At 71.3% G+C, this 23,698-nt stretch carries 25 protein-coding genes, 1 pseudogene and 1 riboswitch; of the genes and pseudogenes, 18 read left to right on the forward strand and 8 right to left on the reverse strand.

The window, feature by feature from the left end:
* Positions 1-40: 40 nt before the first annotated feature.
* The gene (locus tag ACIP89_RS19020; protein ID WP_402115799.1) at positions 41-634 is read right to left on the reverse strand and encodes a TetR/AcrR family transcriptional regulator; all 594 of its coding nucleotides are present in this window, start codon (positions 632-634) and stop codon (positions 41-43) included.
* Positions 635-690: 56 nt separating this feature from the next.
* Complete coding sequence (locus ACIP89_RS19025) at positions 691-2,037, reverse strand: MFS transporter (protein WP_402115801.1); 1,347 nt, start codon at positions 2,035-2,037, stop codon at positions 691-693.
* A 300-nt stretch (positions 2,038-2,337) separates the two neighbouring features.
* A riboswitch (cobalamin riboswitch) is annotated at positions 2,338-2,471 on the forward strand.
* Between the two features lie 101 nt (positions 2,472-2,572).
* Between ACIP89_RS19025 and ACIP89_RS19030 the strand changes: the two genes are divergently transcribed.
* The 4 genes and pseudogenes from ACIP89_RS19030 to ACIP89_RS19045 form a co-directional block, all read left to right on the forward strand.
* Positions 2,573-3,682 (forward strand): FecCD family ABC transporter permease, encoded by a 1,110-nt coding sequence (locus tag ACIP89_RS19030; RefSeq protein WP_401929979.1) that lies wholly within the window; start codon positions 2,573-2,575, stop codon positions 3,680-3,682.
* Positions 3,682-4,464: an ABC transporter ATP-binding protein gene (locus tag ACIP89_RS19035; protein ID WP_401933492.1), complete on the forward strand. Its 783-nt coding sequence runs from the start codon at positions 3,682-3,684 to the stop codon at positions 4,462-4,464. Before ACIP89_RS19030 ends, ACIP89_RS19035 begins: the two co-directional genes overlap by 1 nt.
* Before the next feature lie 15 nt (positions 4,465-4,479).
* On the forward strand, positions 4,480-5,511 hold the full coding sequence (locus ACIP89_RS19040; protein ID WP_401929975.1) for an ABC transporter substrate-binding protein: 1,032 nt from the start codon (positions 4,480-4,482) through the stop codon (positions 5,509-5,511).
* A gap of 370 nt (positions 5,512-5,881) precedes the next feature.
* Positions 5,882-5,980 (forward strand): annotated as a pseudogene (locus ACIP89_RS19045) (3-oxoadipate enol-lactone hydrolase); the annotation flags it as partial.
* A gap of 173 nt (positions 5,981-6,153) precedes the next feature.
* On the opposite strand, the gene ACIP89_RS19050 reads toward ACIP89_RS19045, so the two are convergent.
* Positions 6,154-6,744 (reverse strand): TetR/AcrR family transcriptional regulator, encoded by a 591-nt coding sequence (locus tag ACIP89_RS19050; RefSeq protein ID WP_402115802.1) that lies wholly within the window; start codon positions 6,742-6,744, stop codon positions 6,154-6,156.
* A 136-nt stretch (positions 6,745-6,880) separates the two neighbouring features.
* Here ACIP89_RS19050 and ACIP89_RS19055 point away from each other — a divergent pair, with 136 nt between their 5' ends.
* The 5 genes from ACIP89_RS19055 (at position 6,881) to ACIP89_RS19075 (ending at position 10,189) form a co-directional block, all read left to right on the forward strand.
* Positions 6,881-8,002 carry an ABC transporter permease gene (locus tag ACIP89_RS19055; protein ID WP_402115803.1) on the forward strand — a complete coding sequence of 374 codons (1,122 nt, stop codon included), beginning with the start codon at positions 6,881-6,883 and terminating at the stop codon, positions 8,000-8,002.
* Complete coding sequence (locus tag ACIP89_RS19060; protein ID WP_402115804.1) at positions 7,999-8,682, forward strand: ABC transporter ATP-binding protein; 684 nt, start codon at positions 7,999-8,001, stop codon at positions 8,680-8,682. Before ACIP89_RS19055 ends, ACIP89_RS19060 begins: the two co-directional genes overlap by 4 nt.
* An 8-nt stretch (positions 8,683-8,690) precedes the next feature.
* Entirely contained in the window at positions 8,691-8,894 is a 204-nt protein-coding gene (locus ACIP89_RS19065; protein ID WP_402115806.1) for a hypothetical protein, read from the forward strand.
* Positions 8,895-9,016: 122 nt separating this feature from the next.
* On the forward strand, positions 9,017-9,247 hold the full coding sequence (locus ACIP89_RS19070) for a hypothetical protein (protein ID WP_402115807.1): 231 nt from the start codon (positions 9,017-9,019) through the stop codon (positions 9,245-9,247).
* A 261-nt stretch (positions 9,248-9,508) separates the two neighbouring features.
* Complete coding sequence (locus ACIP89_RS19075; protein ID WP_402115808.1) at positions 9,509-10,189, forward strand: helix-turn-helix domain-containing protein; 681 nt, start codon at positions 9,509-9,511, stop codon at positions 10,187-10,189.
* A gap of 283 nt (positions 10,190-10,472) precedes the next feature.
* On the opposite strand, the gene ACIP89_RS19080 is transcribed toward ACIP89_RS19075, so the two are convergent.
* Entirely contained in the window at positions 10,473-10,634 is a 162-nt protein-coding gene (locus ACIP89_RS19080; protein WP_401929963.1) for a universal stress protein, read from the reverse strand.
* A gap of 178 nt (positions 10,635-10,812) precedes the next feature.
* On the opposite strand from ACIP89_RS19080, the gene ACIP89_RS19085 reads away from it, so the two are divergent.
* The 3 genes from ACIP89_RS19085 to ACIP89_RS19095 all read left to right on the forward strand — a co-directional run bounded on the left by ACIP89_RS19085 (position 10,813) and on the right by ACIP89_RS19095 (position 13,611).
* The gene (locus ACIP89_RS19085; protein WP_401929961.1) at positions 10,813-12,090 is read left to right on the forward strand and encodes an alpha/beta fold hydrolase; all 1,278 of its coding nucleotides are present in this window, start codon (positions 10,813-10,815) and stop codon (positions 12,088-12,090) included.
* A gap of 22 nt (positions 12,091-12,112) precedes the next feature.
* Positions 12,113-12,766 (forward strand): MBL fold metallo-hydrolase, encoded by a 654-nt coding sequence (locus ACIP89_RS19090; RefSeq protein ID WP_401930219.1) that lies wholly within the window; start codon positions 12,113-12,115, stop codon positions 12,764-12,766.
* 65 nt (positions 12,767-12,831) lie between these two features.
* Positions 12,832-13,611 carry an exodeoxyribonuclease III gene (locus ACIP89_RS19095; RefSeq protein WP_073735133.1) on the forward strand — a complete coding sequence of 260 codons (780 nt, stop codon included), beginning with the start codon at positions 12,832-12,834 and terminating at the stop codon, positions 13,609-13,611.
* A 61-nt stretch (positions 13,612-13,672) separates the two neighbouring features.
* On the opposite strand, the gene ACIP89_RS19100 is transcribed toward ACIP89_RS19095, so the two are convergent.
* Complete coding sequence (locus ACIP89_RS19100; protein ID WP_401933518.1) at positions 13,673-14,860, reverse strand: Cmx/CmrA family chloramphenicol efflux MFS transporter; 1,188 nt, start codon at positions 14,858-14,860, stop codon at positions 13,673-13,675.
* Between the two features lie 499 nt (positions 14,861-15,359).
* On the opposite strand from ACIP89_RS19100, the gene ACIP89_RS19105 reads away from it, so the two are divergent.
* The 6 genes from ACIP89_RS19105 (at position 15,360) to murJ (ending at position 21,363) form a co-directional block, all read left to right on the forward strand.
* Positions 15,360-15,800, forward strand: coding sequence for a DUF6278 family protein (locus tag ACIP89_RS19105; protein ID WP_024492443.1), 441 nt, complete (start codon positions 15,360-15,362; stop codon positions 15,798-15,800).
* Positions 15,801-15,983: 183 nt separating this feature from the next.
* Complete coding sequence (locus ACIP89_RS19110) at positions 15,984-16,727, forward strand: amino acid ABC transporter ATP-binding protein (RefSeq protein WP_401929957.1); 744 nt, start codon at positions 15,984-15,986, stop codon at positions 16,725-16,727.
* Between the two features lie 14 nt (positions 16,728-16,741).
* A complete protein-coding gene (locus ACIP89_RS19115; protein ID WP_401930217.1) occupies positions 16,742-17,653 on the forward strand; it encodes a glutamate ABC transporter substrate-binding protein in 912 nt (303 codons plus the stop codon).
* Between the two features lie 16 nt (positions 17,654-17,669).
* Complete coding sequence (locus ACIP89_RS19120; protein ID WP_401929955.1) at positions 17,670-18,314, forward strand: amino acid ABC transporter permease; 645 nt, start codon at positions 17,670-17,672, stop codon at positions 18,312-18,314.
* Positions 18,311-19,183 carry an amino acid ABC transporter permease gene (locus tag ACIP89_RS19125; protein ID WP_401929954.1) on the forward strand — a complete coding sequence of 291 codons (873 nt, stop codon included), beginning with the start codon at positions 18,311-18,313 and terminating at the stop codon, positions 19,181-19,183. Before ACIP89_RS19120 ends, ACIP89_RS19125 begins: the two co-directional genes overlap by 4 nt.
* Positions 19,184-19,674: 491 nt before the next feature.
* The gene (gene murJ / locus ACIP89_RS19130; RefSeq protein WP_402115810.1) at positions 19,675-21,363 is read left to right on the forward strand and encodes a murein biosynthesis integral membrane protein MurJ; all 1,689 of its coding nucleotides are present in this window, start codon (positions 19,675-19,677) and stop codon (positions 21,361-21,363) included.
* Between the two features lie 67 nt (positions 21,364-21,430).
* Here the strand turns inward: murJ and ACIP89_RS19135 are convergent, their stop codons facing one another.
* From ACIP89_RS19135 to ACIP89_RS19145, 3 genes are all read right to left on the reverse strand, one after another.
* Positions 21,431-22,288, reverse strand: a complete 858-nt coding sequence (locus ACIP89_RS19135; RefSeq protein ID WP_401929950.1) for an ABC transporter permease — start codon at positions 22,286-22,288, stop codon at positions 21,431-21,433.
* The gene (locus tag ACIP89_RS19140) at positions 22,285-23,409 is read right to left on the reverse strand and encodes an ATP-binding cassette domain-containing protein (RefSeq protein WP_402115812.1); all 1,125 of its coding nucleotides are present in this window, start codon (positions 23,407-23,409) and stop codon (positions 22,285-22,287) included. Before ACIP89_RS19140 ends, ACIP89_RS19135 begins: the two co-directional genes overlap by 4 nt.
* A 119-nt stretch (positions 23,410-23,528) precedes the next feature.
* Positions 23,529-23,684 carry a VenA family class IV lanthipeptide gene (locus tag ACIP89_RS19145; protein WP_199884376.1) on the reverse strand — a complete coding sequence of 52 codons (156 nt, stop codon included), beginning with the start codon at positions 23,682-23,684 and terminating at the stop codon, positions 23,529-23,531.
* Between the last annotated feature and the right edge of the window lie 14 nt (positions 23,685-23,698).

The raw sequence follows: 23,698 nt of genomic DNA on the forward strand, positions 1-23,698 counted from the left end.
CACGCTCGCGGCCGGGGTCCGCGGGTGGCGCGGGTGCCGCTCATGCCCCGGCGGGTACGCCCGTGGCCGCCGCGATCAGGGCGACCGCCGCGGCGCGGGAGGTCGCGGCCACGTCGGAGTCGTGGTCCATCAGGGCGGAGATGCCTGTGCCGTCGTAGAGGATCTGGAGCTGGTGGCCCAGGGCGTCGGGGTCGGCGGCGCCGGCCTCGGCGGCGAGGCGGGCGAAGAGTCCGCGCATCCAGCCGCGGAAGCTGTCCGCCGCTTCCTGGACCAGTCCGCCGGGGCTGGCCTCGGCGCCGGCGCGGACGAAGGCGCAGCCGTGGAAGTCGGGCCGGTCGAACTGCCGTCCCTGGGACTCGAAGACCGCGAGCATCTGCTCGCGGGGCGTGTCGTGCTCCGCGACGGCCCGGGTGATCCGGTCGGCGGTGCCCGCGTGCCGGGTGTCGAGATAGGCCCGGACGAGCTGTTCCTTGCCGCCGAAGGTGTTGTACAGCGACGCCTTGGCCACGCCCGCGTGCTCGATGATCCGGTCGATCCCGACGCTCTGCACGCCCTCGGCGTAGAACAGCTCGTCGGCGGCGGCGAGCAGGCGCTCACGCGCCGACGGCTTCGCGGTGCTCCGGACACTCGCCATGACGGTCACTCCTTCAGACAGATCTGTCTACATTATGCCCCGGCCGGCGGCCACCCTCAGGCGTCGCCGCCGATCCGCTCGCCCGGCAGGACCGCCGCCCCGTCCCGGCCCCCGCGCACCAGCCCGAGCAGCGCGAACGCCGCGAGGACGATCACGGCGACGCCGTACTCCTGTGCGGTGGCGGCCAGCCCGCCCGCGTGGACGACGAGGAACCCGGCGATCACGGTGGGCACTCCCATGCCCAGATAGGAGACGACGAAGAGCAGCGACAGCACCCCGGAACTCTCGTGCGGCCGGGCCAGCGGCATGACCGTACGGATGCCGCCCTGGAACCCGCTGCCGAAGCCGACGCCCGCGAGGGCGGTACCGGCGAAGAAGCCGGCGGGGGAGGGGTCGCGGATCGAGGCGAGGGTGAGGGCCACCCCGGCGATCAGCGCGAGGATGCCGGTGAGCATCACCGTCCGGGTCGCCGCCTCGCGCAGGACCAGTACGGAGACGGCGGCCACCCCGGCGAGCACGAACAGGCTCAGCCCGCCGAGCACTTCGGAGCCGGAACCGGTCAGCCGGCGTGCCAGGGAGGGGCCCAGCGACCCGTACAGTCCGGCCAGCGCCCAGACGGCGAACAGCACCGGCGCGGCCACCAGCATCGGGCGGCGTACGGCGCGCGGCAGCCTGATCTCCGGCGCCAGGCTCGCCAGCGCCCCCGGCTTGCGGGTCACCGTCTCCGTCATCAGGGCGACGGCGACCGCCTGGAGGACGAAGACCGCCAGCAGCCCGAGGTAGACCAGATGTGTGGGGGCGGGCAGGAACTGGACGACGAGGCCGGAGACCAGCGCGCCGGTCGCCGTGCCGATGCCCGGGGCGACCGCGTTGGTGAGGGTGCCGCGCGGCCGGTCGATGTCCATCATCCCCGCACCGACCGCACCGAGCGCCGCGCCGGTCGACAGGCCCTGGACGATCCGGGCGACCAGCAGTGCCGGTACGCCGTCGGCGGTGGCGAACACGACCATCGAGAGGGCCTGGGCCGCCAGCGCGCCGAGCAGCACCGGCCGCCTGCCGACGTGGTCGGAGAGCTTGCCCATGGTGAGCAGCCCGAGCAGCACGGCCACCGCGTAGACGCCGAAGACCACGGTGGTGGTGATCGGGTCGAAGCCCCATTCCGCCTGGTAGACCGCGTAGAGCGGGGTCGGTGCGCTGGAGGCCGCCAGGAACGAGATGGTGACCGAGGCGAGTACGTACAGCGCCACGTTCGGCGGCAGCCGTCGGCCCCGGGCGGATATGGCGGCGGGGACGGCGGTAGATCGGGATCCGGTGTCGGACCCGGTGTCGGGCCCGGGGTCGGTGGGCGCCGCGTCCGGGACGCGGGCCGGTTCGGACATCGGGACGACCGGGGGATTCGTCATGACCATTCCCGTCCAGAGTATGAGTAGACCTGTCTGTCTAGGCTGTTGAGCTAGATTAGACAGACAGGTCTACTCAGTCAAACGGGAGGGGACTCAAGCAGGAGAGGACCCAGGCCGGTCGGGAGCGGTGGGGGCCACCGGGCGGCGTCGCGCTGCGGCTCGGCAGGGCCGGCCGTCCGGCGGCCGGGGTGCCCGGCTCCAAGGTGATCGCGAGGGCATGCCCGTGGCCCGGGGGACCGCTCAGGGACTGCTCAAGGTGATCGGGGGCGGCTCGGGACGCAGGGGCGAAAAGGAGGGCGGCGTGCCCTACCCGTAAGCTGCTCACGCCCCGCGGGGGAAGTCCGGTCGAATTCCGGCGCTGACCCGCAACGGTAGGCGGAGCCCTCCTGATGGCTCCGCGAGCCCGATTACCCGCGGCGGTGAAGGCTCCTGTCAATTCGCCGTGGACTGCGAGAGGTGCTGCACAGGGCGCCTCGCGTCCGGGCCGCTCCTTCGATCGTGCAGGTGCACGGCCTGAGGTGAAAGCGATCCGACCGTGGTCACTCCCCTCGAACGCATACCTGCCCCGCCCTCGCGCGCCGCGCGGGCCGGCGGCGGGCCCGCTCCTCCCCGGCGCGTACCCCTGTCCCTGCTGGTGACCACTCTGTGCGCCCTGCTGCCGCTCTCCCTGGTCTGCGGAGCGGGAATCGGCGCCTCGGGGATCTCCTGGGCAGAGGTGTCGCACTACCTGTGGGCCGGCCTGACGGGGCAGCGGATCGGTCCCGGCGACGTCCCCGGGTACACCATCGTGTGGGAGCTGCGCTTTCCACGAGCCGTGCTGGCCGCGGTCGTCGGAGCCGGCCTGGCCGCGATCGGCGTCGCGGTGCAGGCCATGGTCCGCAACGCCCTGGCCGACCCGTTCGTCCTCGGTATCTCCTCCGGCGCGGCCGTCGGTGCGAACGCCGTACTCATCTTCGGGGTCTTCGGCGCATTCGGCGTCTGGGCGCTGTCCACGGCGGCCTTCCTCGCCGCGCTCCTCGCGATGGTGCTCGTCTACGCGGTCGCCCGCACCGCACGCGGACTGACCCCGCTGCGCCTGGTCCTGACGGGCACGGCCATGTACTACGGCTTCTCGGCCATCACCACGTTCATGGTGTTCGCCGCGGAGCGGGGCGATGCCGCCCGCTCCGCGATGATGTGGATGCTCGGCAGCCTCGGGGGCGCCACCTGGTCCTCCGTGCCGATTGCCGCGGGCGCGACGATCGGTGGCCTGGTCCACCTCGGGTGGTCGGCGCGCCGGCTCAACGCCCTGGCGATGGGCGACGAGACCGCCGCCACCCTGGGAGTGGACGCCGGCAGGCTGCGCAAGGAGCTGTTCCTGGTCTCCGCCGCGGTCACCGGGGCACTGGTCGCGGTGAGTGGCGCGATCGGTTTCGTCGGGCTGATGGTCCCGCACGCCGCACGGATGCTGGTCGGCGCGGATCACCGCCGCCTGCTGGCCGTCGCACCGCTCGCGGGGGCCGTCCTGCTGATCTGGGTGGACATCCTCTCGCGCGTGCTGCTCGCCCCGGCCGAACTGCCGGTCGGCGTGCTGACCGCGATGATCGGCGTGCCGTGCTTCATCCTGCTCATGCGCCGCCGCTCCTACACCTTCGGAGGCGCGTGATGCGGATCGATATCGACGCACTGACCGTGGAGATCGCCGGCGCGCGGCTGGTGGAGGACATCACCCTGCGAGCGGGCGAAGCTCAGCTCGTCGGCCTGGTGGGGCCCAACGGCAGCGGGAAGTCAACGCTGTTGCGCTGCGTCTACCGGGCGCTGAGCCCCTCCGCCGGAACCGTCCGGATCGGTGGCGAGGACCTGTACGCCCTGAGTCCGCGGGAGAGCGCGCGCCGACTGGCCGCGCTTCCCCAGGAGTCGAGTCACGAGTTCGACTTCACCGTCGCCGAGATCGTGGCGATGGGGAGGATGCCGCACCAGGGAGCGACGGCCCGAGCGTCCGAGGAGGACCGGCGCACGTGCGAGGCGGCGCTGGCGGAGGTCGGGGCCGGCCACCTGGCCGACCGGGGCTTCCTGACCCTGTCCGGAGGCGAGAAGCAGCGGGTCCTGATCGCCCGCGCCATGGCGCAGCAGCCACGGGCGCTGGTGCTCGACGAGCCCACCAACCACCTGGACATCGCCCAGCAGCTGGAGGTACTGGCCCTGGTGCGGGCCAGCGGACTGACCGTGCTCACGGCGTTGCACGACCTCAATCTCGCCGCACTCCACTGCGACGTCCTCCATGTCATCGACGGGGGCCGGATCGTCGCATCGGGCGCCCCGCACGACGTACTCACCCCCGAGCTGCTGGCCGAGGTCTTCGGCGTCCGGGCGCATCGAGTACCGCACCCGGAGACCGGCGCCGTACAGCTGATCTTCGACCGCCTCCTCCCCGTCGTCCCCTCTTAAGGAAGCACTGCCACCATGCCCAGCCCGATACGTCCTGCCGCACTCGGCCTCGCCCTCACCGCTGTCATGGCCCTCAGCGGCTGCGGCGCCGAGATCACCCCGCAGGACGGGAGCAACGACAAGAGCACTCCCGCGGCCGGGGGCCACTACCCGGTGACCGTCGAGAACTGCGGGGAGAAGAAGACCTACGACAAGGCCCCGCGGCGCGTGGTCACCAACGACGTCGGCATCACCGAGATCATGTTCGCGCTGGAACTCGAAGACCACATGGCGGGCTATGTGATGCCCGACGACAAGGGGGATCTGACGTCCGTGCCCTGGAAGGGCGGTTACAAGAAGACCGCCTGGCTGTCCAAGGAGACGATCAACAAGGAACTCGTCCTCGACGCACGCGCCGATCTGGTCTTCGCGGGCTGGAGCTACGGGTTCAACGAGGGGGACGGATTCACCCCGGCGGCCCTGAAGAAGGTGGGCATCGACTCCTACCTGCTGAGTGAGTCGTGCCGCAACGGGCGGGGGAAGGCGCGGGGAGTGATGGCGCCACTCGACGCGCTCTACACCGACCTCCGGAACCTGGGGAAGATCTTCGACGTCGAGAAGCGCGCCGAATCCCTGATCACGCGCTTCCGGAAAGAGGTGGCCCAGGCGCAGGCGACCGCCCTGAAGGGCACCGACCGGCCGAGGGTGTTCCTCTACGACGACGGCCGGGACAAGCCGCTGACCTCGGGCGCCTACGCCGGACCGCACGACATCATCACCAGGGCCGGCGGCGACCACGTCATGAAGGACCTCAAGGACACCTGGACGACGGTGGGATGGGAGACCGTCGTCGAGCGGGACCCCGAGGTGATCGTCATCAACAACTACGGGGACACCAGCGCGGAGCAGAAGCGGAAGTTCCTGAAGTCCTATCCGCCGCTGGCCAATGTGTCGGCGATCAAGAACGACCGCATCGTCGTCCTCGACTACGTGGACCTCGTCGAGAGCCCGCGCAATCCCGCGGCCATCGTCTCGCTCGCGGCAGATCTGCGGGAGGCCCGGAGCTGACCTGCGGCTGTACAGGGCGTGCGCCGAGTGGGTAGGGATCTCCCGACGAAACTGATCACGGTGGACCGGCGGCTACTCCTGCCGCCGCCGACCGGGAACCCCCGGACCGGTTGCGGAACCGGTCCGGATGCGCGGCGGCCAGCTCCCGGGCCCGGGTGAGCGGGGCCGTCGCGCGCCGCTGCGCGACGGCCGGTGCGGTCTGCCAGCCGTGCACGTAGACGTAGTGGATCCCGGTCGGGCTGGGTGGATGGTTCCAGACCCGCGAGACCAGCGACGCCGTGCTGGCCGGCGAGCGACGGCTCCTCGCACCAGGTGCTCACCGCTCGGGCTGGGAGGAGAACGGGTCGTGGGAGGTGAGGGCGTGAGTCGGATGGGCGAGACGCCGCAGCAGACCCTCCAGCACCGCTTTGACGGGCCAGAAGACGCACCGGTCCTTGTGATCGGCCCCTCCCTCGGTGCCAGCTGGCACAGTCCCGGACTGTGGAGCGCCGGGGCAGCCACCGGCGAGTTGGGCGGTCCGGGACCGTGCCTGCTCGCCGAGGCAGCGGATCCTGGCGTGGGTTGTTGCGGCGGCGCCTCAGGCGGTGGAGATCTCCCCGGTCCCGTGGCCACGGGTGTCGTGCCCGGCACTGACTGGGGCTCTCACTGGCCCGGGTGCGTTCCGGTGATCGCTGTGACGGCCATGCGTACCGCCCGGTCCGTCACGGCTGCCGCGTCGTCGCCGTTCTCGATGGCCGTCGTGGCCGCGTTGACGATTCCCTGGAGGAGCAGCGCCGTGCGCCGCGGATCCTCCTCGCCCAGCTCCGTCAGCGCGCCGATCAGCGGAGTGAGCAGCTCCCGGTGGGCCCGCACCGCGCTCTCCCGCACCACCGCCGCATCCCGGACCCCGGCCAGCGCCTGGGCGATCCGGTGCTCCCCGCCGCGCACCAGGGCCAGCTGCGACGACACGTAGGCGGTGATCTTCTCCTCGGGCGTACCGGCCGCCGACATGCCGGCCCGGATGGCGTCCGTCCAGCGTGGCATCGCGTCCTCGACGACTGCGGCAAGCAGCTCGGGGCGGCCTGGGAAGTACTTGTACACGCTGTTGCGGGCGAGGCCCGTGGCCTTGGCGATCGCGGTGAAGGTCACGGCATCGGCGTCGCCGCTCTCCAGCAGTTCGCGTGCCGCCCGCACCAGCGCCAGTCGCTGCTGGGCGTGGTGCTCGGCAACCGTGGCGGCTCTGATCCTGGGCACCGGTCCAGTCTAGAAGCCCCCGTAATGCGCCAGGCCCCGTAGCGCGCCAGGCCGACCCCACTTAGGGACGCCGCGTCTCCATCATCTATGTTAGCGACGCACTGTCCCTAACATCGATCCATCGAAGGGAACCGCCGTGTTCCTCGCATTGCTGGAGTTGCGCGCCGCCCGAGGGCGCTTCCTGCTCATGGGATCCGTCGTGGTGCTCGTCGCCGCACTCATCGGCATCGTCTCCGGCTTCACGACCGGCCTGGGCGACGACACCATCTCCGCGCTGCGCCGCCTGCCTGCCGCACAGCTGGTCTTCTCCTCGGACGCCCGGTCCGATCAGTTCGCCCGCAGTCTCCTCGACGCGAAGACCGCCGACGCGTGGAGCAAGGACGCGGACACCGAGACGACTCCGCTGGGGGTGTCCATCACCCGCGGCACCACGAATCGTGGCGCCGAGGTCGATCTCGCCGCCTTCGGCGTCGAACCCGGCTCCTTCCTCGCCCCCTCCGTCACCGAGGGAGACAGCCTCGCGGGCACGGCGGACAGCATGGTGATGTCCGCCAAGCTCGCCGATGAGGGCGTGCGCGTCGGTGACACCCTCGTCATCGACCGTCTCGGCATCGAACTGCGGGTCGTCGGAGCGACCGAGCGCTCCAGCTACGGCCATGTCCCCGTTGCCTACGTCCCGTTGAAGACCTGGCAGCGCATCCGCTTCAGCACCCCGGGCGCCCCGGCGTCCGCGACAGCCGCGATCCCCGGCCAGTTCAGCGCCCTCGCCCTGCGCACCCCGCCCGACGGGGCCTCCACCGCTGCCCTTGACGCGCGCTACTCCACCACCACGCTCACCAAGGAGAAGGCATACGAGGCGGCCCCCGGCTATACCGGGGAGCGTGTCACCATGAACTCGATCCAGGTCTTCCTCTATCTGATCGCCCCGCTCGTGGTCGGCGCGTTCTTCGCCGTGTGGACCGTGCAGCGACAACCAGAACTCGCCCTGCTGCGGGCCATGGGCGCCTCTCGCAGGCGGCTCCTCGCCCACACCGTCCTTCAGGCGGCCCTGGTCGTCGTCCTGGGTACCGCGGCGGGCGCCGTGCTCGCCGGAGCGGTCGGGCTACTGGTCGGCGAGCAGGTGCCGTTCAGCCTGCCCGCCGCGACCCTCGCCGCCACCATGTGCACCGTCGCGGCCGTGGGCCTCGCGGGCACCGCCCTGACCCTGCGCCGGGTCACCCGAGCCGACCCGTTGACCATGCTGGGAGCCAACCGATGAGCCTCGAACTGACCGGCATATCCGTCACGTTCGGCCGCGCCGACGCCCGTACCACCGTCTTCGACGGCCTCGACGTCACCTTCGAACCCGGCCGCATGACGGCTCTCGTCGGTCCGTCGGGCTCCGGAAAGTCCACGCTGCTCGCCCTCGCGGGCGCGCTGCTGCGGCCCACCGAGGGGCAAGTCCTGCTGGACGGCGAGGACCTCGCCGGGCTCTCCGATGCCCAGCGAGCCAAAGTCCGCCGGGAACGGATCGGCTACATGTTCCAGAGCGGCAACCTGCTCTCCGGCCTCACGGCCACCGACCAGCTGCTCGCCGCGGTGTACATCAGCGGCGAACGCCCCCGCGCACACCGCTCCCGCGCCGAGGAGGCCCTGACCCGGGTGGGGCTGAGCCATCGCCTGCGTCACCGGCCCGAACAGCTCTCCGGCGGCGAACGCCAGCGTGTGGCTCTGGCCCGTGCGCTCTTCCTCTCACCGAAGTTGCTGCTGATCGACGAGCCGACGGCGGCTGTCGACCGTTCCCAGGCCGGTGACCTGGCCGCGCTCCTCGCCGAGCGGGCCCACCAGGACAGCTGCGTCACGGTCGTGGCGACGCACGACCCGGCCGTGGCGGAGGCCGCAGACCGGGTCGTGGACATGGCCGCACTCACATCCGGCGGGGCACCGGCCGGCCGCTGAATCCTCCCTTGGCGTCACTCCCGCTGGAATGGCCACGCAGGTACCTGCCGGCGCCGTCCAGCGTGGTCCGGCTCTACGCCGACACTCCGGCAGGGACCATCGCCGCCCACCGCAGGGAGGTCGCCTTCATCGCGGACTCCCCGCTGCCGGGCCTGGAGTCCGCGATGGCCGAACGGACTCCGGCGCTGACCGGTGGCGTCGCGTGGTGGTGATCGGCATCCTGGGCGCTCGCCGGCCGTCTCGCGGATGTGCCGGTCGGTGAGCGTCCTCGCATTGGTCCTGTCGGTGCCGGGCTGTCCGCGCTCAATCCGGCGCCCGCATTCTGCCGCTCTCCGTGACGCTGCCGGCGGCAGCCATCCTGGTCCCCGACTTCTTCCCGGACGTCTCACCGCGGTGGGTGGTGCGGCTCGGGACCGCGTCGTTCGCCGATGCGCTGGTCCTCGTGGCCGCGCTCGACGCGGATGCCAGTGCGGAAATCGTCACCATCCCTCTTCTGCTGATCGGGCTCGGCACGGGTGCGCTGTCGTCCCCGGCTCGGGTCGGCTTCCGTGTCCGCAGCGCCTGAAGCACGGGGTGCGGCACTCGCCGGGTCGATCATGATCGCGGCGATGACGGCGCCGCACTCGCCATCCTCGCCTTCGCCCCTGGAGCCACCGACGCGAGCGAGACCGAGGGCAGCGTCGTCGTTCTCGGCTCCCGCAGCTCTCCTGCCGTCCAGCCACCGCCCGCGCCCCGTGGCAGCACGGGGCGGTCCCACCCTGCGCCTGGCCCCGAGTCTGACTAGCGTTGGCACGTACGACGTGTCGATGAACAGGGAGCCCCGACGATGTCCTCACAACCGTATGCGGCGAGAGGTGACATCGGTCGGCGTGTCGCCACGCGCCGCAGGCAGCTGGGCCTGTCCAGGCAGGACCTCGCGTTGCGCGCAGCCGCGGCGCCCAGCTACATCGAGTACGTCGAGGAGCACTCCTCGGCGGCGCCCGGCATCGGTATTCTGCTCCGGCTGGCCAACGCCCTCGAAACAACCGTCGAGGAGCTGACAGGCGCGACCGGGGATCTGCCGACGGGGCTTGCCAAAGCGGCCGAGCAAGCCCGAACGGTGGAACTCGACGAAGCGGATTCCTGGGCCCTGCTCGGCGATCACGGCGTGGGAAGGGTGGCGCTGGCCGGCGGAGACGGGCCGGTCATGCTGCCGCTCAACTACCAGGTGCTGGACGGCGGGGTCATGTTCAGCACTGGTGAGCACTCCCCGCTCGCCGCCGCCGACGGCACAGAGATCGCCTTCGAGGCCGATCACATCGACGACGCCTTCAGCAGAGGGTGGAGTGTGCTGCTCGTCGGGCCCGTTCATGTGGTGGCGGACGAGGAAGCCGCTCGTCGGCTCAGGGAGTCGGCCTACTCGGCACCGTGGGCGGGGGAGGGGCGCGAGCACGTCATGGTGCTCTCGCCCCGGCGCGTCACAGGTCGCAGGATCATCGTGCGCGGTGCTCCGGGGGACGACGGCTGAGCCCGGGGGAGCGCACCTCGATGCCCAGCGTTTGTCCGAGCGCGCTCACTCGTGTGCGGGGCGGTGTCCCGAGGACGCGCCCCCGCTGCGGCGTCCGACGACAAGAAGGGCGCCACCCTCCGAAGCGTGGATCAGTTCAGCGGCTGCCGGTCCGTTCACGGTCCTCTCCGTCACGTTGACCTCTGTGAATCTGGACCGCCAGGGCCGAATCACACCGGCCAGGCCTTCGGCCACACGCTGCTCGAGTCCGAGGCCGATGCCCGAGCCGGCGTCGCCGGGTGTTTCACGCTGTCGTGGCGGTTCTGCGCCATCCCGCGGCGGGCGTCTCTTCCACGTGGACCAGGAGCAGGGGAACGGCCCGGAGCATCGCCTCCTGGGCTGCCCAGCCGACTGCCGCGACGCTCTCGGCGGAGCCGTCCGCTCCGGCGGCGACGTGACGAGTCATGGGGTGCCGGATCACTTGCTGGCACGATGGGCGGGGCACACCAACGTCAGGACCACCAAGCGTTGGTACGTGAAGCCGGACATAGAGGATCTCCGTGGAGCCGCTATGACACGGGGCGGTCTTCAGAGTGCTCAGGAGGGGGGTGTGAGACGGCTGTGAGACGTGGGAGCGTAGGACTGTGAGCCAGACAGACAACAAAACGTTGAAATACCAGGTAGACGGGCCAGAGGACGCACCTGTGTTGGTGCTCGGACCAAGCCTCGGTACCACATGGCACATGTGGGACCGGCAGATAGCCGACCTCATCCAGCACTGGAGAGTCCTCCGCTTCGACCTCCCGGGCCACGGCGGCGCGCCCGCCCACCCGGCCACCGCCGTCGGTGAACTCGCCGACCGACTGCTCGCCACCCTCGACGGCCTCGGCGTCCAGCGCTTCGGATACGCGGGCTGCTCCATCGGCGGCGCGATCGGGGCCGAGCTCGCGCTGCGCCACCCGCACCGGGTGGCGTCGCTGGCCCTGGTGGCCGCCTCCGCGCGGTTCGGCAGCGCCGACGAGTTCCGTCAGCGCGGGGTGATCGTCCGCACCAACGGGCTGGAGCCGATGGCCCGCGCCGCGCCGGAGCGGTGGTTCACCTCGGGGTTCGCCGCCGCGCAGCCGGCCATCGTCGAGTGGGCCGTCCAGATGGTCCGGACCACCGACCCCGGGTGCTACATAGCCGCCTGCGAGGCCCTCGCCGCCTTCGACATCCGTGGCGAACTGGGCCGGATCGGTGTCCCCACGCTCGTCCTGGTCGGGGCGGAGGACCGGGTCACCGGACCCGGCGACGCCCGCACCCTGGTCGCGGGCATACCCGACGCCCGGCTGGCCCTGGTCCCCGGCGCCTCGCACCTGGCCCCGGTCGAGCAGCCCGGAGCCGTCACCGATCTCCTGCTCACCCACTTCTCCGCCGCCTGGCAGGACACTCAGGCGGCCATCCCCGCGCCCTCCTTCGCACCCCGGCTCTCCGCCCCCGTACTGCCCGTCGCGGAGATCACCGCGGCCACCGCGCGGCCCGCGGAACCCTCGCAGGGGCGGGCCGATCCGTACCCGAGGGGCATGCGGATCCGCCGCGAGGTGCTCGGGGACGCCCATGTGGACGCGGTCACGGCCGCCTCCGACGGCTTCACGGACGACTTCCAGGAGCTCGTCACCCGCTACGCCTGGGGCGAGGTGTGGGGCAGGGAGGGGCTGGACCGGCGCACACGCAGCACCGTCACCCTCACCGCGCTGGTCGCCTCCGGACACCTGGAGAGCCTCGCCGCACACGTCAGCGCGGCCCTGCGCAACGGCCTCACCCCGGTCGAGATCCGGGAGGTACTGCTGCAGACGGCCGTCTACTGCGGCATTCCGGCCGCGAGTGCCGCCTTCAAGGTCGCGCAGTCGGTGATTCAGGCCGAAACGACACCGCCCGCGTAGCAGGATGGGGCCCATGAACGCTGTGAACCCCGAGCCGTTCGCGCTCACGCTGACCAAGAAGTCCCACTCCTGTATCCGTCTGGAGAAGGCCGGGCGCACGCTCGTCATCGACCCGGGCGGCTTCTCCGAGGAGGACGCCGCGATCGGCGCGGAGGCGATCCTGGTCACGCACGAACACCCCGACCACTTCAACGAGGAGCGGCTGCGGGCCGGTCTGGAGGCCAACCCGGCCGCCGAGATCTGGACCCTGCGCAGCGTGGCCGGGCAGCTGAGCGCGGCGTTCCCGGGGCGCGTCCACACCGTCGGGCACGGTGACACCTTCACCGCCGCCGGGTTCGACGTCCAGGTGCACGGCGAGCTCCACGCGGTGATCCACCCGGACATCCCGCGGATCACCAACATCGGCTTCCTGGTCGACGACTCGCTCTTCCACCCCGGTGACGCGCTCACGGTGCCCGGCCGGCCGGTCGACACGCTGATGCTTCCGGTGATGGCTCCGTGGAACAAGATCTCCGAGGTCATCGACTACGTCCGCGAGGTGAAGCCGCGCCGCGCCATCGACATCCACGACGCGCTGCTCACCGATCTGGCCCGCCCCGTCTACGACGCCCAGATCGGCGGCCTCGGCGGTACCGACCACGGCCGGCTGGCACCGGGGGACTCGACGGGGGTGTGAGGCGGCCGGCGCCCCGTCGGCCGCCGCGCGTATCGATGTCAGTGGGAGCCGCTAGGTTTACGTACATGCGCATCGCCACCTGGAACGTCAACTCGATCACCGCCCGCCTGCCCCGGCTGCTCGCCTGGCTGGAGAGCACCGGCACGGACGTGCTGTGCATCCAGGAGACCAAGTGCACCGCGGAGCAGTTCCCCACCGAGGCGCTCCGCGAGCTCGGCTACGAATCCGCGGTCAACGCCACCGGCCGGTGGAACGGGGTGGCGATCGTCTCCCGGGCCGGCCTGTCCGACGTCGTGACGGGGCTGCCGGACGGCCCCGCGTACGACGCCGTGCAGGAGCCCCGCGCGATCAGCGCGACCTGCGGACCGCTGCGCCTCTGGTCGGTGTACGTCCCCAACGGCCGCGAGGTCGAGCACGAGCACTACGCGTACAAGCTGCGCTGGTTCGAGGCGCTGCGGACGGCGGTCGCCGCGGACGCCGCCGGCGCGCTGCCGTTCGCGGTCATCGGTGACTTCAACGTCGCCCCGACCGACGAGGACGTCTGGGACCCGGCCCTCTTCGAAGGCGCCACCCATGTCACGCCCGCGGAGCGGGCCGCCCTCGCGGCGCTGCGCGAGGAGGGCCTCTCCGACGTCGTGCCGCGCCCCCTGAAGTACGACCGTCCCTACACCTTCTGGGACTACCGCGAGCTGCGCTTCCCGAAGAACAAGGGCATGCGCATCGACCTCGTCTACGGCAACGCCCCGTTCACCGCCGCCGTCAAGGACAGCTACGTGGACCGGGAGGAGCGCAAGGGCAAGGGCGCGTCCGACCACGCCCCGGTGGTCGTCGACCTCGACCTCTGAGCGCGGGGGCGCGGGCGTCCGGCGCGGCCTCGGGGTCGCGCCGGACGCCCCGGCTCGCACCTCAGCCGGAGCCCGGTGCCCCGCCCGGCACCGCTGCCGCCTCCGGCGCCGGGCGGCAGGCCCAGGCGGCTCCGGCTCCACCGATCGCGAGGACCATCAGCAGCGCGCTCACCCAGAGCGGTGCCCGGAAGCCGTACCCCGCGCCGATCGCGAGCCCGCCGAGCCAGGGCCCGAGCGCGCCGCCCACGTTGAACGCCGCGGTGGCGAACGACCCGGCCAGCGTCGGCGCGCCGGGCGCCAGGCGGAACACGTGCGAGATCAGCGCGGTGCCGGTGCCGAAAGCCAGCATCCCCTGGACGGGGACGAGTACCACCACCGCCGCGGGGCTGCCCGCGGCACACGCGAAGAGGGCCCAGCCGAGGGCCAGTGCCACCAGGCCGGCCGCGGTCAGCGCGAGGGGCCGGGAGTCGATGACCCGGCCGCAGACGGTGACCCCGATGAACGAGCCGGTCCCGAACAGGGCGAGCAGGACCGGCACCCACGCGGAGCCGAACCCGGTGACCCGCGTGACGATCGGTTCGAGGTACGAGAACGCGCAGAAGGTCGCGCCCTGGACGAGCGCGCTCGTCAGCAGGGCCAGCCGCAGCCCGCGCCCGGACAGGCTGCGCAGTTCGGCGCGGGCGCTCGGCAGGGCTGCCGGGGGCCGGCCCGCCGGAATCGCCGCCGCGATCACGGCGATCGCCGGCAGCGAGACGAGGGCGACGGCCCAGAACGCCGCCCGCCACCCCCACTGCCCGCCCAGCCACGCCCCGGCGGGCACCCCCGCCACACAGGCGACGGTGACGCCGCCGACCACTACGGAGGTGGCACGGGCACGGGCCCCCGGCCCGGCCAGGGCGACCGCGGTCACCAGGGCGACCGCCCAGAAACCGGCGTTCGCCAGCGCGCCGGCGACCCGCGTCGCGAGCAGCAGACCGTAACTGGAGGTGACCGCGCCGATGACATGGGCGGCCGCGAAGACGCAGAGGAAGAACAACAGGGCCCGGCGGCGCGGCCAGTTGCGCCCCAGCAGCGCCATCAGTGGCGCCCCGATCACGAGCCCGACGGCAAAGGCCGAGGTCAGCAGGGCTGCGGCGGGGATGGAGACGTGGAGTTCGGCGGAGATGCCCGACAGCAGGCCGGACAGCATGAACTCGGACGTGCCCTGTGCGAAGACGGCGAGCCCGAGCGCGTATACGGAAAATGGCATGAAGGAACCCCATGGACGGCTGATGGACAGAACCGGTCGGGGATGCGGGCCGCACCCGCTCGAATCGACGTGAGGCGACACGGCGGAACGGTCGGCGCGATCGTGGCCGTGGAACGGCACGTCGGCGGAGCCGTGGCTGCCGGGGGATCAGCACCCCGGTGCTCAGGCAGAGAGGCGGCCCGCAACCGCATGGGTCCGGGACGGCAGCCGTATGCGACCGGAAACCCACAGGTCCGGTCCGGAGGCCACCGCGGACCGGTGGCTAGGTTCTGTCGGACTCGGGGCTGCGCATGGGGCGAAAGTACCAGTCGGGGGTGAGCCGTCGCCACCGCTTTCACCGGGCCGGACGCGGGGGAACGGACCACGGCCTGGACGGGGTCTCCCGGCGTCCCGCGGTGTGTCCGGGTGAAATCACGAGGTACATCAGGTGGTCAGCGCTCGAACGGCAGGCTGCGCGTCCTGTGGTGCGGACGCGGGCCGGGATGCGACCCTGAGCGGTATGAACATCCCTTTCTTGGACAACTGGCGTAAGCGTCACGACGGTACGCCGGAGGCGGGGCTCGCCGCCGCCGTCGACGCCGATCCGGAAGGCGTGGCCCAGCTGCTCGCCGAATGTGACCTGCTCCGCGTCCGGGCGGGGGAGCGCGGGCTCGAACTCGACGACAGCCCGGTCTCGTTGGCGGCGCTGGACCAGCTTCCGCCGCGCTGGCGCGACGATCCGGAGGAGCTGCCCTGGCTGGGCAACGACGCGGGGCTCTACCTCGGCACGGTGCTGGTGCGCAACGTTCCGGGCGCGCACTGGCACATCTGGCCGAGCGGTCAGCCCGTGGTGCGGCTCGCGTCCGGGCGTGAGATCGACGTGGTCGAGGCCGGTCTGGGCTGGGCGATGTCCGGCAGCCCTGAGCTGTCCCAGATCTACTCGGAGTCGGCAGAGGGCTGAGGCGTCCGGCCTCCGGATCGGAACGCTTCCCGAGCCGTTCCCCGAGCCGGTTCCCGGACCGTTCCGCTGCCCGGCTAGATAAAAAGCCTTATGCCCCATTTACGCGTGTCGGGCATGAAGTCCCTTGCCGCGATGGATAGTTTGCGCTGACCTGGACCAAGCGACAAGTGGGTAGGGCAGCGTATGGCCGTCGATCCGTTGATCGAGCTGCGTGACGTCAATAAGTTCTACGGAAAGTTGCACGTACTGCGGGACATCAATCTCACCGTCGGCCGCGGAGAGGTGGTGGTGGTCATCGGCCCCTCGGGCTCCGGCAAGTCAACGCTCTGCCGGACGATCAACCGGCTCGAAACGATCGAGTCGGGCCACATCACGCTCGACGGCAGACCCCTTCCGGAGGAAGGCAGGGGGCTTGCCGAGCTGAGGGCCGAAGTCGGAATGGTCTTCCAGTCGTTCAACCTGTTCGCACACAAGACCGTACTGGCGAACGTCTCGCTCGCCCAGCTCAAGGTCCGCAAGCGGAAGAAGGACGAGGCCGACCAGCGCTCCCGGGAACTGCTGGACCGGGTGGGGCTCGCCTCGCAGGCCGACAAGTTCCCGGCCCAGCTCTCCGGCGGCCAGCAGCAGCGGGTGGCCATCGCCCGCGCCCTCGCCATGGACCCGAAGGCGCTCCTCTTCGACGAGCCCACCTCGGCGCTCGACCCGGAGATGATCAACGAGGTGCTGGAAGTGATGCAGCAGCTCGCCCGGGAGGGCATGACGATGGTCGTCGTCACGCACGAGATGGGGTTCGCCCGGTCCGCCGCCAACCGGGTCGTCTTCATGGCCGACGGCCGCATCGTCGAGGACCGGGTCCCCGAGGACTTCTTCACCGCACCCGAGAGCGACCGCGCCAAGGACTTCCTGTCCAAGATCCTCAAGCACTGACGGGAGGCCCTGTGTTGCGTACGAGAAAAGTACTGGCCGTCTGTGCCGTCCTGCTGCTGGCCCTCTTCGCGGCCGGCTGCGGCAAGGACGGCAGCCCGCCGGTGAAGGGGCCGAAGGCCGGGGCGCTGCCCGTGTACCGGGTCGACACCGGCTTCCGGCTGCCCGAATCCAGGACCTGGACGCAGGCGAAGAAACGCGGATACCTGCGGGTGGGCGCCAAGGAGGACCAGCCCTACCTGGGCGAGAAGGACCCCGCCACCGGGGCCTACTCCGGCTTCGACATCGAGATCGCCCGGATGATGGCGGCCTCGCTCGGCTTCGACCCGAAGACCATCCGGTTCAAGACGATCGCCTCCGCCAACCGCGAGACGGCCCTGCAGAACGGGCAGATCGACTACTACGTCGGCACCTACACGATCAACGACATGCGCAAGAAGCTCGTCGGATTCGCAGGCCCCTACTACATGGCCGGACAGGGGCTGCTGGTCCGTACGGACGAGAACGACATCCACGGCCCGCAGGACCTGGCGGGCAAGACGGTCTGCTCCGCGGCGGGTTCGACCCCGTACCAGCGCATCGCCGCCGACTACCCGAAGGCCGACCTGGTCTCGTACGACACGTACTCCATCTGCGTCGACAACCTGCTGACCTACCAGGTCGACGTCGTCACCACCGATGACGCGATCCTGCTCGGCTTCGCCGCCAAGGCGCCCGACGAGATGAAGGTCGTCGGCAAGCCCTTCTCCAAGGAGCCGTACGGCATCGGCGTTCCGCGCGGCGACAACGCCCTGCGGGCCGCGCTGAACAACGCGCTGGAGGCCAACGAGAAGAACGGCAACTGGAAGAAGGCCTACGAGGCCACGCTCGGTCTCTCCGGGGCGCCCGCGCCGAAGCCGCCGCCCATCGACCGCTACCCGGCGACCTGAGAGGACGACCAGAACCATGGACGTACTCACCGAGAACTTCTCGCTCTACGGCAAGGGCTTCCTCGGAACCCTCGAACTCACCGTCTACGCCTCGGTCCTGGCGATGGTCCTCGGCTTCGTGATGGCCTCCTGCCGGGTGGCACCGGTCGGCTCGTTCCGGGTGATCGGCACGGTCTGGGTCGCGGTGCTGCGCAACACCCCGCTCACCCTGCTCTTCTTCGCCGTACTGCTCGGCCTGCCACGCTTCGGCCTGGTACTGCCGTTCAAGGTCTTCGCGGTCATCGCCCTCGGCTGCTACACCTCCGCCTTCATCTGCGAGGTGCTGCGCTCCGGCATCAACACCGTGCCCACGGGCCAGGGCGAGGCCGCGCGCAGCCTCGGCATGACATTCGGGCAGACACTCGGCACCGTGGTGCTCCCGCAGGCGTTCCGCTCGGTGATCCCGCCGATCGGCTCGACCCTCATCGCACTGGCCAAGAACTCCGCGATCGCCGGGGCGTTCAGCGTCACCGAGCTGCTCGGCACCTACAAGACCCTCAACGAACTGGGATACAGCATCATCTGGACCTTCGTCTGGATCGCCGTCGGCTACCTGATCATCACGTTGTCCATCAGCGCGGTCTTCAACGTGATGGAGAAGCGCTGGGGAGTCGCCCGATGACCAGCCACTCCGCGCCCTCCGCCACCGCGCTCTACGACATCCCCGGACCGCTGACCCGCCGACGGCACCTCGTCTACGGAGTCGTCTCGACGGTGCTGATCCTCGCCCTCGTCGGCTGGGTCGTCTATCTGCTCTTCGACACCGACCAGTTCACCAGCGCCAAGTGGTCGCCCTTCGAGTACAAGGGCATCCAGGAGCTGCTGCTGCGCGGCCTCGGCAACACCCTCAAGGCGTTCGCGTACGCCGCGGTGCTCTCGCTGGCCCTCGGGGCCGTCCTGGCCGTCGGGCGGCTCTCCGACCACCGGCCGGTGCGCTGGGTGGCCACCGTCCTCGTCGAGTTCTTCCGCGCCATGCCCGTACTGGTGATGATCTTCTTCATCTTCGTCGCGCTGAAGGTACAGCCGCTGCCGGCACTGGTCGCCGGGCTGACCCTGTACAACGGCTCGGTGCTCGCCGAGGTGTTCCGCTCCGGCATCAACTCGGTGGAACGCGGCCAGCACGAGGCGGCGTTCGCGCTGGGCATGCGCAAGACCCAGGTCACGACCTTCGTGCTGGCCCCGCAGGCGGTGCGCGCGATGCTGCCCACCATCATCAGCCAGCTGGTGGTGGCACTGAAGGACACCTCGCTCGGCTATCTGATCACTTACGAGGAATTCCTGCATGCCGGGAAGCTCATCGCCTCCAACCTCGACTACGATCTTCCCTTCATCCCCGTGGTGATGGTGATCTCGCCGATCTACATCGGGATGTGCATGCTGCTCTCCTGGTTCGCGACCTGGGTGGCGAAGCGGCAGCGGCGCAATCCGAAGACGGAGGCGGTGGACGTCGCACCCGCCCAACCAGGAACGCTCCAGCCGGGAGCGCAGTAGCCGGGAACTGCCGTGAGGCGGTGCCCGGGAGCGGTGCCCGCCCGGTAGCAGCCGGTGATCACTTCTCGTGCAACGGCACGGACCGCATGACGGTCCGCACCGGCGAGGGGAAGGTCAGCTGTGAGCCGGCCGGGTTGTGCTCGGTGCGCAACGGGCCGACGGTGTCGGCCATCGGGGCACGTCGGTGACCGGCCGGGTCGCCGTGGGAGCCGGAGAACCACTCCGGGCCCACGGGGAACGGCCGGCCCGGCGTCCGCCGTGACGCCCCCGGCGGCCCACGGCACCCCGGCGCACACCGCCGTGAGAACGCCCTCTCCGCGTCCGGTATCGTCCCCCCTTCGATCCCGACGACCGCCCCCTCGCTCCGCCGCGCCGCGAGCCGGCACCGGCGAGGAGGCCGTGGAGACCCTCGGAGAGTGGGAGACATCGGTGCGCGGAGCAGACGGCAACACCACCCCGTCCCGGAGGGACCGGGCCCGCCCGGTGCGCCGGTGACGGCCGCGGACCCGACCACCGGGGCCGTCGCGGTGGAGCCCGAGCAGCCGGAATCCCGCACGGTGCTGCGCAGCGGCGCCGTCATGGCCGCCGGCTCCGTCGTCTCACGGGCCACCGGATTCATACGCTCGGCGGTCGTCGTCGCCGCGCTCGGCACCGGACTGCGGGCCGACGGCTACACGGTCGCCAACACCCTGCCCAACATCCTCTACATGCTGCTGATCGGCGGCGCCCTGAACGCCGTCTTCGTCCCCGAACTCGTCCGCGTCGCCAAGGAGCACAGCGACGGCGGGGCCGCCTACACCGACCGGCTCCTCACGCTCTGCACGGCCGGGCTCCTCGCCCTCACCGCGCTCACCGTCGCCGGCGCCCCGCTGATCATCTCCCTGTACGCGCCCACCTACGACGGAGACCAGGCCGAACTCACCATCGCGCTGGCCCGGTACTGCCTGCCCCAGATCCTCTTCTACGGGCTCTTCACCCTCCTGGGACAGGTGCTCAACGCCCGCGACAGGTTCGGGGCGATGATGTGGACCCCGGTACTCAACAACGTCGTGATCATCGCCGTGTTCGGGCTCTACCTCTGGACCGCGGCGGACTCGGACGGCAGCCTCACCTCCGCGCAGGCCCAGCTGCTCGGCTGGGGGACCACGGCCGGGATCGCCGTGCAGACCGTGGCACTCGTTCCCGCCCTGCGCGCCGCGCGGTTCCGCTGGCGGCCGCGGTTCGACTGGCGCGGCAGCGGTCTCACCCGGCCGCTGCGCGCGGCGGGCTGGCTCGTCATGCTGGTACTGACCAACCAGGCCGCCTATTGGGTGGTGACCCGGCTCTCCACCGCGACCGGCCAGCACGCGGCGGACCAGGGCGTGGCCGGCGGGGCGGGGTACACCGCGTACAGCTACGCCTTCCAGCTCTGGGTGGTGCCGCAGGGCATCGTGACCGTCAGTCTCGTCACGGCGCTGATGCCGAGGATGAGCCGGGCGGCGGCCGGGGGAGATCTGGCCGGAGTGCGGCGGGACGTCTCGTACGCGCTGCGGACCTCGGCCGCCGTGGTGGTCCCGGCCGCCGCCGCGCTCCTCGCGCTCGCGCCGTGGGTGATGGGGGCGGTGTTCGGCTACGGACAGACGGGCCCGGCCGACATCACCGTGATGGCGGGCATGATGGCGGCCTTCGCACCGGGGCTCATCGCCTACTCCGGGCAGTACGTGCTCTCCCGCGGCTTCTACGCGATGAGCGACACCCGGACCCCGTTCCTCCTGAACCTGGTCGTCGCGGCGCTCAACGCCGGCCTCGCGGTCGCCGCCTACCTGCTGCTCCCCGCGCGCTGGGCGGTCACCGGGATGGCCGGGGCGTACTCCGTCGCGCTGTTCGCCGGTTTCGCCGTCACGGCGTACGTACTGCACCGCAGGGTCTCCGGAAGCGGAGCGGAGCGGCCCTCGCTCTGGCGCTCGCCCGGAGTGCGGGCGCACGCGCGGCTGGTGGCCGCCTGCGTGCCGACGGGGCTGCTGGCGTACGCGGCGGCCCGCACCGTGGACACGGCAGGGTCCGGGCTCGGGGACTTCGGCGCGGCGGGCACCGGGATGGCTGTGCTCCTCCTGGTGGTGGCGCTGCTGGCGCGTCCGCTGCGGCTGACCGAGGTCAGTGCCGCGCTGGCGGCCGCCCGGAGCCGGCTGCGCCGGGGCTGAGTCCCGCCACCGGCCCGGTGGGTGCGGGCGAGGTGGCCGCGGCCGGGGCCGATCCGGGACCACGGGGCTACTCCAGGCGGTTGAAGCGGCGGCCGGCCCACAGCAGAGCCCCCGCACCGCAGGCCAGCAGCAGGACGGCTTCGAGCAGGAGAGAGGGCTGCCGGCCGGCCCAGTCGATCCCTCCGACGGCTGCCCGGTCCGGCGCCCGCAGGGCGATGCAGCGGCGGAGCAGGTCCACTCCGTAGGCCAGCGGATTGGCGGCGGCCAGGGTGTGGGCCCACGAGGGCAGGGTCTGGAGCGGGAAGAATCCGCCGGACAGGAACAGGAGCGGCGTCATCACCACTCCGAGCAGCGTGTGGAACGTCTCGGCCCTGCGCAGGCTCACGGCCATGGCCAGGGCGAGCGAGGTGATGGTGAACGAGATCAGGACCATGCCGCTGAGGAGCAGCACCAGCAGGAGCGGGTCGTAGGGCAGGCCGACCAGGCCGGCCAGCCCGAGCAGTACGGCTCCCTGGACCGTGGCGACCAGCGTCCCACCCGCACAGTTGCCCAGGAGCAGGGTCGAGCGGCGGACCGGGGCCATCAGGAGTTCGCGGAGGTAGCCGCTCTGGCGGTCCATGATCAGGCGGATGCCGACCATGATGGCCGGTGTCTGCACCGTCATCATCAGCATGCCGGGGAAGAGGTAGGTCTGATAGCCGACGCCCAGGGACGTGGTGGGGATGAGGGTGTTCAGCCCGCCTCCGAGGACGAGGAGGTACAGCACCGGGTGGAGCAGCATCAGCGCGACGTGGGCGCGCTGGCCGGTCAGCCGGAGCAGATCGCGGTAGACCAGGCCGTGGACCGCGCGGAGTTCGTGCCGAGAGCGGCTCGCCCGTTCGCTGACCGGGGCGGCCGCGGAGGGGCGGAGCGGGAGCGTGGTCATCGGCCACCGCCGGATTCCGCCGCCGCTCCGGACGGGCCGGGAACGCCGGACGCCTGGCCGGGGCTCGTGGTGTGGATGCTGCGGCCGGTGTGGTGGAAGAAGACGTCGTCGAGCGTGGGCGGGGTCGCCGACGCGGCGTGCACGGAGATGCCGTGGCCCGCCAACTCCGCGCACAGCCGGGGAATCCAGGAGCTGCCCTCGGGGACCCGGAGGCAGACGCCGTCCGCGTCCAGTGTGACGGAGTGTCCCGGCGGCGCGCTCCGGCGGACGATCCGGTGCGCCGTGGAGTCCGCACTGGTGCGCAGCACGACCCGGTCGTCCCCGATCGCGACCTTCAGCGCGAGCGGAGAGCCCTGCGCCACCAGTTCGCCGTGGTCGATGATGGCGATGCGATCGCAGTTCTCCGCCTCTTCGAGGTAGTGCGTGGTGACGAAGAGCGTGCTGCCGTGCCGCTCCCGCAGGGCGAGCAGATGCTCCCAGATCTGCGCACGGGCGTGCGGGTCGAGCCCGGTGGTCGGCTCGTCCAGGAACAGCACGGCGGGTGCGTGCAGCAGTTGACGGGAGATCTCCAGCCGACGCCGCATACCGCCGGACAGGGTGCTCACGGGGGAGCGGCGCCGGTCGGCCAGTCCGGCCGTCGCGAGTACGTCGGTGACGCGGCGGCGGGCGACATCGCGTCTCAGCCCGTAGAGCCGTGCGTGGATGCGCAGGTTCTGCTCGGCCGTCAGGTCGGGGTCCAGAGCGCTGTGCTGGAAGAGCATGCCGACCTGTCGCCGTAGCTCATGGGCCTGGGTTCGCACATCGGCGCCGGCCACCGTGGCATCACCGGCGGTGGGACGGGTCAGGGCGCACAGCATGGCGATCGTGGTGGACTTCCCGGCGCCGTTGGGACCGAGGAAGGCGAAGGTCTCCCCTTCCTCCACATCCAGGTCCAGTGCGCGCACGGCGTGGGTGGTGGTGCCGTCCGGGCCGGGGTAGCTCTTGGCCAGACCGCGCGTCCTGATCGCATACCCGCGCCCGGGGCCCGGTACCGGAGTGAGGTGCCTGACCTCCGGACCGGTGCGGGCGGTCGTCATGCGGGCTGCTCGGGAGAGGTCGTCGTCACCGGCGTGAAGCTGCATGTGGTCCGGTCCTCCTCTAGGGCTTTCCGTCTCGACCCCCGCGAACCCGGCATGATCCAGACGCTGATCCGGCCGGCGGCTGTCCCGGGACAGCCGCCGGCCGGGTGGTGCTACCACGCCTAGGCGCAGCTGATGCCGATACACACCGTGTTCAGCACGGTCAGCAGACCGACGCACTCACACGTCCCGGAGAACGACGCTCCGTCGACGCCGACCGGGTCCGTCTCGGGAAGGGCGTGGAGGTGGGCCAGCAGTTCGAGGTCCTGGATGTCCATGGGATTCTCCTTCT

The organism is Streptomyces sp. NPDC088730 (assembly GCF_044751215.1).
Lineage (GTDB): Bacteria > Actinomycetota > Actinomycetes > Streptomycetales > Streptomycetaceae > Streptomyces.

What these genes read in the sequence shown, in the direction of transcription:
- ACIP89_RS19020 (WP_402115799.1), bottom strand. Translation starts at nt 634, where the DNA reads ATGGCGAGTGTCCGGAGCACCGCGAAGCCGTCGGCGCGTGAGCGCCTG.
- ACIP89_RS19025 (WP_402115801.1), bottom strand. Translation starts at nt 2,037, where the DNA reads ATGACGAATCCCCCGGTCGTCCCGATGTCCGAACCGGCCCGCGTCCCG.
- ACIP89_RS19035 (WP_401933492.1), top strand. Translation starts at nt 3,682, where the DNA reads ATGCGGATCGATATCGACGCACTGACCGTGGAGATCGCCGGCGCGCGG.
- ACIP89_RS19040 (WP_401929975.1), top strand. Translation starts at nt 4,480, where the DNA reads ATGCCCAGCCCGATACGTCCTGCCGCACTCGGCCTCGCCCTCACCGCT.
- ACIP89_RS19060 (WP_402115804.1), top strand. Translation starts at nt 7,999, where the DNA reads ATGAGCCTCGAACTGACCGGCATATCCGTCACGTTCGGCCGCGCCGAC.
- ACIP89_RS19075 (WP_402115808.1), top strand. Translation starts at nt 9,509, where the DNA reads ATGTCCTCACAACCGTATGCGGCGAGAGGTGACATCGGTCGGCGTGTC.
- ACIP89_RS19080 (WP_401929963.1), bottom strand. Translation starts at nt 10,634, where the DNA reads ATGACTCGTCACGTCGCCGCCGGAGCGGACGGCTCCGCCGAGAGCGTC.
- ACIP89_RS19095 (WP_073735133.1), top strand. Translation starts at nt 12,832, where the DNA reads ATGCGCATCGCCACCTGGAACGTCAACTCGATCACCGCCCGCCTGCCC.
- ACIP89_RS19100 (WP_401933518.1), bottom strand. Translation starts at nt 14,860, where the DNA reads ATGCCATTTTCCGTATACGCGCTCGGGCTCGCCGTCTTCGCACAGGGC.
- ACIP89_RS19105 (WP_024492443.1), top strand. Translation starts at nt 15,360, where the DNA reads ATGAACATCCCTTTCTTGGACAACTGGCGTAAGCGTCACGACGGTACG.
- ACIP89_RS19110 (WP_401929957.1), top strand. Translation starts at nt 15,984, where the DNA reads ATGGCCGTCGATCCGTTGATCGAGCTGCGTGACGTCAATAAGTTCTAC.
- ACIP89_RS19120 (WP_401929955.1), top strand. Translation starts at nt 17,670, where the DNA reads ATGGACGTACTCACCGAGAACTTCTCGCTCTACGGCAAGGGCTTCCTC.
- ACIP89_RS19125 (WP_401929954.1), top strand. Translation starts at nt 18,311, where the DNA reads ATGACCAGCCACTCCGCGCCCTCCGCCACCGCGCTCTACGACATCCCC.
- ACIP89_RS19135 (WP_401929950.1), bottom strand. Translation starts at nt 22,288, where the DNA reads ATGACCACGCTCCCGCTCCGCCCCTCCGCGGCCGCCCCGGTCAGCGAA.
- ACIP89_RS19140 (WP_402115812.1), bottom strand. Translation starts at nt 23,409, where the DNA reads ATGCAGCTTCACGCCGGTGACGACGACCTCTCCCGAGCAGCCCGCATG.
- ACIP89_RS19145 (WP_199884376.1), bottom strand. Translation starts at nt 23,684, where the DNA reads ATGGACATCCAGGACCTCGAACTGCTGGCCCACCTCCACGCCCTTCCC.